The organism is Pedobacter polaris, assembly GCF_005116505.1.
Classification (GTDB): Bacteria; Bacteroidota; Bacteroidia; order Sphingobacteriales; family Sphingobacteriaceae; genus Pedobacter; species Pedobacter polaris.
Genome location: NZ_SWBR01000002.1, coordinates 1,176,982 through 1,188,881, shown reverse-complemented (window position 1 = coordinate 1,188,881; position 11,900 = coordinate 1,176,982). Strand labels below are relative to the sequence as shown.

The following is an 11,900-nucleotide window of genomic DNA, read 5'->3' as shown; positions in this document are numbered from 1 at the left end:
GGTGATTGTTTACTAATAGATTTAAAACAACGTTATGAACTCATCAGATTCAGCTAAAAAAGATGAAGCCAATGCTGCTCATCAAACTCCGGAAGCACCTAAAAGTGCACATGCTACTCCAGTTGTAGAAAAATACATCAAAAAACGCAATGTTAAAGCAGAGCAACAAATTCAGCATGAAGAGAACGGAAACGGGCAGTCAGAATAATTTAACTTTTTGTCACACTTCTTTTTGGTTCATAGTTTAAACCTGGCGAAAGCCAATACAATAGTGCTATTCTAGAATATCTATAATTAAACGGAGAGAACATTACCGTAGTAGCGAACAAAAGCAAAACGAAATACCATAAATTCTCATACTCTAATTTTAAGCCAAAAATATAAGCAGCTACACTTACAGTAATCATCTCTGCTACGTTCATGGCATAACTCACAAACATTGCAACATAAAAATATCCGGGTTCACGCTCAAACTTCAAGTTGCAATGAGGACATACCTCATTCATTTTCTGAATTTTAAAACCGTAAGTAGGGCCTGAAAAAACTTTGCCAACTCTACATCTAGGACATTTAGCATTTACAAATGCACTCCACTGTGAAATATATAATTCATTTTTTTCTTTATTTGGTTCCATGATATGTGGTGTTTAATTTTCTAAATTTTTCTGGTGTAATGCCTTCATACTTTTTAAAAAATTTAATGAAGTAAGACTGATCATCGAAATTGAGCTTATCAGCAATCTCGGCAACCATTAAATCAAGATTGATCAATAAACGTTTAGCTTCAAGCATTACTCTTTCTCTTATTAAAGTGCCTGCAGAAATACCTAAAAAGTCATTGCATAAAGCATTTAAATGATTTGGGGTGATGTACAATAATGCTGCATATTCTTTAGGTAACCTTAGTTTTTCATAATTCTGCTCAATTAAATGCTGAAAACTTTTAAGTAGGGTATGATTGTAAGAATTGTGTATTGATTTTTGAGATGAATCAGTTGATCTAGAAACTTCAATGAATAGTCTTAAAAGCAATGTCTTTACTAAATCGTCATCAATAGGTTGTTCATTCTGTCCTTCTTTTAAAATGTCTTCAAAAATTAAAGCAATGATATGTTGAACAGTTATTGGCAACGTGAGGACTTGAAGATCTGGTTGTCCGCTAAAAAAATCAAATTTTTCTAAATAGTCTGGTTTTAATAAAAATGAACTCAAATAATCACTAGAAAAGTTGATGATATAACCTTCTGGCTCAGTTTTAAAATCCCAGCTATGAACTTGACCAGGAATCATAAAATAAATTAAACCTGGTTTTACATCAAATTTTTTAAAATCTATTTGCTGTTTTCCTGCCCCCTCGGTAAAAAATACCAAATGATAAAATGAATGTCTATGGGCAGAATGTAAGTGCTGATGTTGCTTTGAATAATACCCAAATCTACTCACTAAAATGCCATCATTTTTATAGGCTTTAAAGTTTTGAATATCGTAAATGGGAATATCAGATTTCATATACAAAAGTACCATTTAATAACCTTTCATTAAAGGTATAATCTTTATTTAAAATGGTACTTTTTACTTATTAGAGGTTTTTACGATTCAGAGCGAAGCGAAGAATTTCAGAATTGAATTTTTTTACTATTAGATTCCTCCAAAGTCGGAATGACAGCACTGTATAAATTAATCTATATGTAAACATAACTAGCAACAATTACAATGAAAACAAATTACTTACTTAAAAAGCCAATGAAATAGTTTTTTGTGGAAATTGAGAGCTATGAGATAGGATCATATTCATAATATAGTCATTCGATGGGTAGGGTATAATGGCTGATTTTAAGGTTTCTAAATCAGTAATGTCTACATAATCCGAGATATAACCCATGCCGTAAAATTTACCTTTTTCTACCCATAAGCAACTTTTTTCATCCTCTGATCTGCCGCTGTCTATTAATGCAAAAGAAGGTAATAAGTTTTGTAATGCCGCAATGGCTCGCTTTACCTTAAAATTATAAAGAGCAGTGCTTTCCTCGCCAATGCAAGCACCTTGACAAGTACCATTAGAGTGGCCAGTGCAGGCTGATTTTAACGTTTGAATGAAACATAGTTTTTCACAAAGTTTATGATCTGCTATCATTGTTCTTAACAATTGATGTCCTTCTAATAAGTTATTGAAACTATAAAGTGCAGCGCCATTTTTTTTATATTTATCAATTCCGAGGCGGATATAGCCATTTTGATCTTCGAAATGATACAATGAGTATTTCTGTTCAAAGCGTTTCATTGCCCTATTATTTTCTGGCCAAAGTTTTTTAATTTCGGCAGCTTCTAAAATAAAAGCCATTAATTCTGTACCACAAGTTTGAAAATCTATACTATGTATGCTTCTTAAAAAGTTTTGCCTTTGCATACTGATGCTATTTCCGCTAAAATGAGTGCAAACTCTCTTTTTTAATTGTTTTGCTTTGCCAACATATACTACTTTACCCTTTTCGTTTTTAAAATAATAAACACCGGGTAAATTTGGTAATTTATCAATTTCAGAGCGATGTAAATTAGGTGGTAAAGTTTGTTCTTTAGAGGTCTTTTTTAAGGTATCGCTTATTAATCCATCCTCGTCTTTGGCAATTAGCATTCCTAGTATAATAGCTGTAGCAGCTGCATCTCCTCCAGCTCTGTGTCTGTTGTTTAAGGGAACAGCCAATGAATTGCAAAGCTTGCCCAAACTATAGGAGGGGAGACCTGGGAATATTTTTCTGCTTAGCCTTACAGTACAGAGCTTTTTAATATTTAAGGTATAACCGCAGGCATCTAAATGGTGGCGAATAAAGGAGTAATCGAAATTTACGTTATGTGCTACAAAAGTTTTATCGTGTAATAAATTATAAATTTCATCAGCAACTTCTTTAAAATCAGGTGCATTAGCAACCATTTCATTGTCAATTCCAGTTAGTGCCTGTATATGGACTGGAATGTGTTGATTTGGATTAATTAGTGTTTCATAGCTATCGATAACTATTTCACCATCATGAATTTTGATGGCAATTTCTGTAATGCCATGCGCTGCTGCATAGCCTCCGGTGGTTTCGATATCTACAACTGCGTACAACATATTAATTAATGATTAACAAATATATGCTAAAAAAATTAGTAATAAAATAAAATTATTCACTAGCTGTGCTGCTTATGATAGGAATAAAAAAAGTTTAAAAAAAATTAAGGTTAGTATAATAAACTTAAAAAATAGACGTCTATATATGTGAGAGCGTTAATTTAGATGGCGGGGATAAGACTTAGGTTTTATCTCCGTCTCTTTTTTAAAGCTTTTCTAATCACTAGGTCACAATGAAGAAACTGATAATTTTCATCGTCTTTGCGAAGCCGATTTTTCATCGGCTGTGGCAATCTCCTTTTAGCTTTTAATTATTAATAATTACAAAAGAACTTTAACAACAGCAATGACGCGGAATTGGTAGAGATTAGGGTAATGGAACTGGCTTATAGCTGTTAGGAGTAGGAAATTTTTTTTTGATTATACAATAATCTAAAATATTGAGCGTCTATATATACGAGAGCGTTAATTTAGATGACGGGGATGGGGCCAAGGCTTTATCCCCGTTTCTTTTTGAAATAAAAGTAGCAAAGCGGAAATAAGCAAATTAGTCCTAAAATAAATCCACCTATCGTATCACTAGGCCAATGTGCACCCAAGTAAACTCTCGAAAAAGGAATGGCTACCATTAAAAAAGCAGAAATATAAATTACTGATTTTCTTGTATTAGCTGGGATATTTTTCATTGTTTTCATTAATATAATTATGAAACCAAAGAATAATACATAAGACATTACATGACCACTCGGGAAGCTTTGAAACCTATTAATTTCTACCAAACGAACATAAAAAGCAGTAGGTCTTGGTCTATCTATGACGCTTTTAATTCCTAAAATAACTAATCCAGATAATAAAATTGAGGTAATAAAATAGGATTCTCTTCGATATTTAAATAAAAAAAATACAGCTGCAACAACCAAAACCATCAATAAAGACCAAGGTAATTCTCCAAAGAAGCTAATCGCTAGCATTATTTTATCCAGCGTGTCTGAATGAAATTTTTGAATAAATAAGGAAATAGAGATATCTAGTGCAGGTACTGGATGACGAATAACTAATATACTTAAAATTACAAAAGTGATGATTAACGTAAAAAGAGAAATAAATAAAAAATTACGGTTAATGCGCATCTAAGTTTCTTCGCTTATTTGATTTGTAAAAAAATCTAAGTTAATATTTTTAGCTGAGGCTTAAAATAAAAATGTCCTAGTTTAGTACTAAGACATTCTTAATGATTTTATTTACTAGTTTGCTTTATTCCAAATATCAGTAGGAATTGCATCTTCACAAGGACATTTAGCTTTGTTGATGGTAATCAATTTAATTGATGAGGAAACTTTAGTTGCATAATTTTTAAAACCTTCATCGTTCATTGTACTACGAGCCATTGCTGCCGCTGCACAAAAAGACCACAATTGAGCATCTTTTTTATCAGTAAGCATTTTTGCCTTGTAACGTTCTGCCATTGCATAGTAAGTTTTAAACTGCTCTGAACTGGCAACATTGCTTGTGCTGGTTAATTTAATGGTGTGCCTGCTATTTGCTACTCCTTGTTTAAAAGTCTGAATGGTTGAAGGATTGATAACCTCAATTCGATAATCAACATTGTTTCTTTGGTGTACGTATGAAAAAATATTTCCTTCAACTCTGTTGTATGTAGAAGTTAAATTAGGTTCAATTAAGGTTAAACTGTTTTGGTTGTAATTTATAGTTACAGTATAATAGCCATCCTCAGTAGTGTATTGACCGGATATTAATTTAATTTGTGCCCTTACAAAAGTAGTGGCACAAACTAACATAACAAAAAGTAAGGTTCTCATGGGCATTGGCCCTTTCTTTTTTCTGCTTCTGCAAAATTGTTGGCATCATTGCAACCATAGGTTCTTGCATAGTATTCCCAATTTGCTTTGCAAGAAGAAGAAAGCCTATTCGGAATTTGAATTGTATTTTTTTTGCCAGTTGCACAAGTGTAGCTGTAAGTATAAGTTGTATTGTCAACTTTTTTTGTTTCTTCTTCTGGTTCTGCTTCAAAAAGCTCGCAGCCAGTAACTAGCAATGGAAGCGCCATTGCCATCATTAAAAATTTTTTTCCCTGTGTCATTTTGATTTGTTTTATGGTTTAATAGTTAACCAAAACTAACTAGGAAGAAAATTTACTACAATACTTATTTCTCGGTATTTTTCATCACTTTACGTTTACTCTTATACCTTCACTATGTGTGGTAAACTCTGGTGCATACATGCATTGTAATGAAGTAATTCCATTACTAAAATTGCCTGCATGAGTAACTCTAAGTTCATATTCAAAAACATAAGTTCCTTTGCGCATATAGCCGATGAAGAAATTAGTGCTGGCATCTTTTGTGCTTTCATAATAACCTAACCCATCTTGATACTTGTATCTAGATATTACATTTACAGGTTCAAAACCAGCTGATCTCATGTCTTTTAAGTGAACATATTCCATGTCTCTGTCACTATAAATTTCGATACGTACTTTCACTAAATCGCCAGGAGTAAGCACGTTAGCAGTTGTTAATGGGGTTAAAATATTGCCTTTGGTCGTATTATTCTGAATAAATAATTGTTTTTTAATTTTTACGCCTGTATTTGCAGGTGTAATTTTATCTAATTGCTCAAAATATTGCCAATATAAGGCACCCCACGCAATGGTTTTATTGTTATTTTTTATTTCAACTTTACCCATTTCTGGTTTAACGGCAACACCAGCAATGGTAACTTTTTGATAGCCCGTGCCAGCTTCTTTTCGGTTATTGGCAAAACCTAAATCAGTAAGAGTTTGGTTGCCGATTAAAATTTCTGGTTCAGCAGACTCTGCAAGCAAATCATAACCTTTCATTAATAAAGCATAACAAGCAGCTGCGGTTGCTTTGGTAGTTTTCCAATCATTGGTCTGTTTGTTCTTTAATAACCAAATTTTCATTTCCTCAACAGATTTACTGTCAGCAACAACTTCATCAAATGCTTCAATTAATAAAGATTGTGTTTCAATCGGACTTTGGTACCACCACCAACCACTTTTATTATCTGCCCAATACATTCCCATTTCCTCATGCTGTTGAGCGGTTTGTTTAAGTAGGTTAATAATTTTTATAGGCTCAGTCTTATTTCCATTTCTATGTAAAACTAAGGCAGTTTGCCCTAATTGATAGCTGCTAAAAGTTTTCCAATTTGTTGCAATTCTTTTTAGGTAAAAGTCTTTTGCTTTTATAAAATCTGGATTTGTGTTAATTTGATTGGTATAACTTCTTGCAAATAAATAATGTAATTGCATATAATCTAAATGCTTTCCGGCTATTTCATTCTTATAATCTTTTACCAACTCTTTATCCAAATAGATAATTGCTTTATTTAACATTGCGTTTAACGTTGGGTAAGTTTTATCGTCTATTAGTTTTAGTTTTTTAAGTTGACCAATTCCTAAAACGATGTGTTGGGTGATGTACCGATTACCCTCCATTCCAGTAAACCAAGGGAAAGAACCATCATTATATTGCATCTTTTCTAACTTTTCGAAATTGCTCTTTAATTCATAAGTCATTCGGTTTAAATCAAATAAAGCAGCTAATCTTTTTTTGCGTTCCGTTTCATTATTAGCATTTCTAACCCAAGGTGTTTCTTCTAATAAAATTGATTTCAGCTCTGGATTCTTCTCCAAATTTGATAAAAGAGCTTCCCCGTTTTTCGTATTTTGCCACTGATTAAATACCTCTTTGATTTTTGGTGAACTATTGATAATTCCTGTTGCAAAACTATTGGCGTAAAAACGACTGAAAGTTTGTTCTGCACACTCATAAGGATATTCCATTAAGTAAGGTAGAGCTTGTACAGCGTACCAAATAGGGTTTGAAGTAAACTCGAAAGTAACAGCCTGATTGCGCAAGGTTTTTGATGAACCTGAATTGATCAGCTTCTCCATTGTAAATGTTTTACTCGTATTGCCACGAACATTGATCGGCATACTTTCTGTAACCAACATTGAATTTGGTAAAACTGGAATGGTCATTTCTTCACCGTCACTAAACTTTCCAGCTTGCGCTACAACCTTATAACTTATAGCACTAATGCCTGCTGGGATGATTAATGTCCATTTTAAAACCTCATTGCCGCCATTTTCTAATTCAAAATCTTTTTGAAGTTGATTGCCGACTTTTAAAATTTGGATTACTTTTCCTGTTAAAGCATTTTTTAACTCTAAATAAGCATCTCCTTTTAATTTTTTGCCCGATATGTTATTCAGTTTAGCACTAAACAAAATGGTATCACCTTCACGGAAAAAACGTGGAGCATTTGCAGAAATGGCCAATTGTTTTTGCGTTACTAACTCATTGCTAATGGTTGCTGTTTTTAAATCTTTAGTATGAGCAAACCCCATCATTTTATACCGAGTTAACGATTGTGGAATGGTAAATTCAATGTTTATTTCTCCATTTTCATTGGTTTTTAATTGAGGGTAAAAGAAAGCGGTTTCATTGAAATTGGTACGTGGAATAATATTATTAAGTTTTGTGTTGGGTCTATTTTTTAAAGCTTCCTCTTCTTTAAATAAATCATTATCTGGACTGCTATTTCCATAAATTTGATTAGTTTGAACACCAGCCACTTTTCCTTCTAAACTAGATGACCCCCTTAATGTAACTTGATCCAAAGTTGAAACCGAACCAGTCACTTCTTTACGTTTCATAACTGCACCCGCCCCAGTAATTACAACTTCATTTAATGCATTTCCATTAGCCTGTAATTTAAAATCTAATCTTTTCTTTTGCCCAACTTTTACTTTGCTTGTCTTATAACCTACAAATGTTACTGTCAATTCATCGCCAGGTTTTACATCTATGGCGTAAACTCCATAATAGTTAGTTACCGTATTTAGTTTTCCAGATTTTACAACTGCTCCAGGTATCGCATAACCCTCATTATCTAATACAATTCCGTATAGCAGTTTTCCCTTTGCCAGTTCTGCCAACTTGTTTGAAGCCTCCGCAGATATACCCTTTTTTATCTTGTTTTGGAGATTTTGTATATAATTTCGATAACCATAATTATAACCACCATAATAGTTGTAGCCAAATAAATTTAGATTTTCATATTGCCTAATCTTTGTGCTATAATCAATGTAAGTTCTCAAAAACCAAAGCACATTGCCGTAACTAAGTTGGTTGTTGCTAAATTGCCATACATACTCCTCGTAATTAAAAGTATTTCTTAAGTTCTGGTTCCAACTCATTCTTTTAAAATCATCTAAAGAGGCATCATATAAAGTGGCAACCATTTCTGCCATTTCCTTTTCGCCACTTTTATTGCTGATTTGTAGTTTCCAACTCTCTTTTTCGCCAGGTTGTAACTTGTCTCTAAAGGTTAAAAATTTAATATCTAGTTGTTTCGTAGGGTCTTGGATATATACTCTTTGCAATGAATTATAAACGCTACCATTGTTTACCATAGTAAATTGTACTGCAAAACCGTCTTCAAAATTGGGTTTCGGCGTTATTTTAACAAATGTTTGTTTTGGTGAAAGATTTAGCCAAACTTTTTCTACGATGGTATTTTTATAATAAACCTCGTAATAAGCTTTGCTGTTTTTGGTTAGACCTGCAACTCTAAATACTGCACTTTCTTTTAGAGAAATGAAGTTTTTTTCTGCTACAATCCATTCTAAATTAGTTTTAATTGTTGTTGGTTCTTTACCATACACCGTTACAAAACGTTCAATAGAAGTGGTATCATTTAATTCGTTTTTAGCAATAAATTTAACTTTATAATAACCAGAAGCCAGTTCATTTTCACTGATTTTAAAATTACCTAGACCTTTATCGACTATGCTATTTTGATTAAATTGTGTTTTAATGATAGGCCATTTTGCAAAATTGAGTTCGTTATTGTAATCATCATTAGGAAAAGCCTTAATGAATTCTTCTTTGCTCAAAGTATATTGCTCTGCGTAAAAAGGACTTTTATTGGTTAGCCTGTTTGGTGCCTCTAGTAAAAACCATTCAGCTTTAACTGAAGCCTTAATTGGTACGTAGTTTAAGTTGGTAACAGAAAAAGAAATACTGTCTGTTTTAGCACTTAAAAACAACATGTTGTCGTTGGTTACTGTTAATGCAATATCTTTTTTACCCACATTTATAGTTGTAGATTTTGTTCTGGTTTCTCCATTCAAATCAGTTAGCGTTACCTCAATTTCAAAGGCATAATTCGTTTTATCGTTAGGTGCTTTAGCAAAGAAGTTAAACTCAAATTTTCCACCTGCTTTAGTTGTTGATGTGCCAATGGCTATTTGCTGTTTATGAAATGCGTTAACACCATAAATAGCATAAGATTGACTATAGCTTAACCTATAATCGAAAATCATCCTGCGATAAATCTTATACGAAACCTTTGCATTGCTAACCGAATACCCAGAAAATGCCAAAGCTTTACCTTGTACTTTTATGCTATCATTAAGTTTGTATTGCTGATTAAACTTATCGAAAACAACTTCGAAAGTGGGTCTTTTATATTCTTCAACTTGAATATTTATACCACCGTATTCCGTTTCTAGTCGCATTTGTCCATTTAGTTTTCCCATAGGGATAGTAAATGAACCTTGAAAAGTTCCAAACTCATTGGTGGTTACAGTTTTCTCTTCAATCTCTTTTCCATTTGCATCTTCAAAAGTAAGGTCTAACTTTTCTCCTGTTAGAATTACGTTCTTGTCATCTTTATAATCAATAAAAAGACCTTTATAAAAAATGGTTTGTCCGGGGCGATAAATTGGTCTGTCGGTAAATAAGATTACTTTTTTATTGTCGTCATCATCCTGGTTATATCTTCTATTGTAATTATTTACTTGAAGTGATAGGGTATCTTGCTTTAAAAATACAAGTGCAGTATTTATATTTTGAATTTCATCTGTTGATGCATAACCAAAATCGTTTGTTGTTAAAAGTTTGCCTAATGAACCTTTGCCGTTGTAATTATTCCGTTCTTGTTGAATGGTAACCCCTTTTAAAGGCATTCCATTGGTTCCGTTAACTACAAAATATTCGTGTATACCATTGCTAATTAGTCTGTTGGTAACTATTAAATCAGTAACGTTAAAAGTAGAATATGCAAAAATAGTTTCTACTTCTTTTGCTTTGGTATTTTGAGAAATCAATAAATAATTACCGTAGGTAAGACCCTCAATTTTTGCTACTAAAGTATGTGTTTGGTAATCGCTAGATTTTGGTACCACTTCAAACCATTCCCTAATCTCTCTATTGTTTTCTAAAAAGTTAAAAAACTCTTTTCTATTGTTTAATTTATTGTATAAAAGCTCACCCATTGGTCTTTTATAGATTTTAAAATAGACAGTATCTAAGTTTTTGTAGGCAAGATGTAATTGAACAGCATGATTGGGAGTTACATGGGCCTTGGTTTGAGTGGTAAGCTCAATTGTTTTTATTTGATTGATTAAGTTTTTTGAATTTTTTGCGCCAATACTATTAGGGTAGGCTTTAGTTGCTTTATTTGCCAAATCAACTGCCTTAACCAAATTTTGTTTATTAGTGTCGGCTGGCATTTGGTCATTTTTATAAAGCATTGCCTGCTCATATAAAATGTCTGCATAAATCTCTGTCTCAGCACTTTTGGTGGATAGTGACTGCAAGGCGTTAAAGTATGCTTCCTTATCACTATTTCTCAGGGCAATGAATTTTAATCTTCGTAAATCGGCATCAGCCAAGGCAGCTTTGTTTTCACCGTATGTATGAAAAGAGATTAGATTTTTAAAGATTTGTAGTGCTGTGATATAAAATGACGTGCTATCACTTTGTGGCAATGGTGAATTCAAAAATATTTTTCTATCAGCAAACCAAATTGGGTCATTAAAATTAAGTTGTTCTTCTTCTGCCTGTGTTAAAGCAATTTGGGTATTGGTAAAAACATCAATTGCTCTGTGAGCCAACAAGTCATAAAGTGTTGGTCTAAAAATTCTACTACTCTTATCTCCAGCTAAAACATTGTCTAAAAAATCAACCTTTGTGTTTTTCAAAAGCTCAATTTCACTTACCGAAGCCAAATAGGTCTTTGTTGTTTCCTCAATTAATTTCTGGGTAGACCAAGTATTAATGTCATCCCCAATATTAGCTTTAACATTTGTTCGTTGTGCAATTTTCCACTGGTTTTGTTGGTAAAACTTCCAATAAGTTTCGGCCAATAGTGACTGTAAAATGCTTTTTTCAGGTTGTTTGGCAAGGCTGATGTCTTTTCTCAAGTCGATTAAGATTTTATCAAAGGCATTTTCTTCCAAATAACTTTGAAACATCATTCTGTAAATGACAGATTTAATAAGCATTGCCGAATTACCTTCTGCTCTTGCTTGTGCATTTATTTTTTCAATTAATGCCAATGCATCTTTAGGCTTTGCCTGATTAGCGGTTGAATCTATTTTGTAAAAATCATCAATGGAGTATTTCTGGCTAAATGCTGAAGAGTTAAATAGGAGTGTGCAGATTAATAAAAAAGAGAAGCGTATAGCAAGTTTCATAAGCAATGTTTTATTTGTAGATGGCATTTGGTCAAAATTTCCATAAAATAATTTCAATCTTACAAAATAGAGTTAATTCATGAACTTATAGTTATTGACAGGGTATCAGTAAGGCAAAAGATTTAACTTCTGATTTTGTAATAAAATTAAGACAAATGTAATTTTTGGTTATTAAATTTAATTGATAATTTAAGCTTCGAAACAAAATGAAACAAATGCAAAATAACTCACCTAGAAAGCTTATTTTTTTATTTATCC

General features: G+C 32.6%; 8 protein-coding genes. 1 reads left to right on the top strand and 7 read right to left on the bottom strand.

Annotated elements, in window-relative coordinates:
* The first annotated feature begins 34 nt into the window (after positions 1-34).
* Positions 35-208 carry a hypothetical protein gene (locus FA048_RS19730; protein ID WP_169306860.1) on the top strand — a complete coding sequence of 58 codons (174 nt, stop codon included), beginning with the start codon at positions 35-37 and terminating at the stop codon, positions 206-208.
* Between the two features lies 1 nt (position 209).
* On the opposite strand, the gene FA048_RS11160 is transcribed toward FA048_RS19730, so the two are convergent.
* The 7 genes from FA048_RS11160 to FA048_RS11130 all read right to left on the bottom strand — a co-directional run bounded on the left by FA048_RS11160 (position 210) and on the right by FA048_RS11130 (position 11,642).
* Positions 210-635 (bottom strand): DUF983 domain-containing protein, encoded by a 426-nt coding sequence (locus FA048_RS11160; RefSeq protein WP_136840829.1) that lies wholly within the window; start codon positions 633-635, stop codon positions 210-212.
* Positions 622-1,509 (bottom strand): AraC family transcriptional regulator, encoded by an 888-nt coding sequence (locus FA048_RS11155; RefSeq protein ID WP_136840827.1) that lies wholly within the window; start codon positions 1,507-1,509, stop codon positions 622-624. The genes FA048_RS11160 and FA048_RS11155 overlap by 14 nt, the downstream gene beginning before the upstream one ends.
* A 223-nt stretch (positions 1,510-1,732) precedes the next feature.
* Positions 1,733-3,109: an exonuclease domain-containing protein gene (locus FA048_RS11150; protein ID WP_136840825.1), complete on the bottom strand. Its 1,377-nt coding sequence runs from the start codon at positions 3,107-3,109 to the stop codon at positions 1,733-1,735.
* A gap of 497 nt (positions 3,110-3,606) precedes the next feature.
* Positions 3,607-4,239 carry a phosphatase PAP2 family protein gene (locus tag FA048_RS11145; RefSeq protein WP_136840823.1) on the bottom strand — a complete coding sequence of 211 codons (633 nt, stop codon included), beginning with the start codon at positions 4,237-4,239 and terminating at the stop codon, positions 3,607-3,609.
* A gap of 114 nt (positions 4,240-4,353) precedes the next feature.
* A complete protein-coding gene (locus tag FA048_RS11140; RefSeq protein WP_136840821.1) occupies positions 4,354-4,929 on the bottom strand; it encodes a hypothetical protein in 576 nt (191 codons plus the stop codon).
* A complete protein-coding gene (locus tag FA048_RS11135; protein ID WP_136840819.1) occupies positions 4,926-5,210 on the bottom strand; it encodes a hypothetical protein in 285 nt (94 codons plus the stop codon). The genes FA048_RS11140 and FA048_RS11135 overlap by 4 nt, the downstream gene beginning before the upstream one ends.
* Before the next feature lie 84 nt (positions 5,211-5,294).
* Complete coding sequence (locus tag FA048_RS11130; protein WP_169306859.1) at positions 5,295-11,642, bottom strand: alpha-2-macroglobulin family protein; 6,348 nt, start codon at positions 11,640-11,642, stop codon at positions 5,295-5,297.
* Between the last annotated feature and the right edge of the window lie 258 nt (positions 11,643-11,900).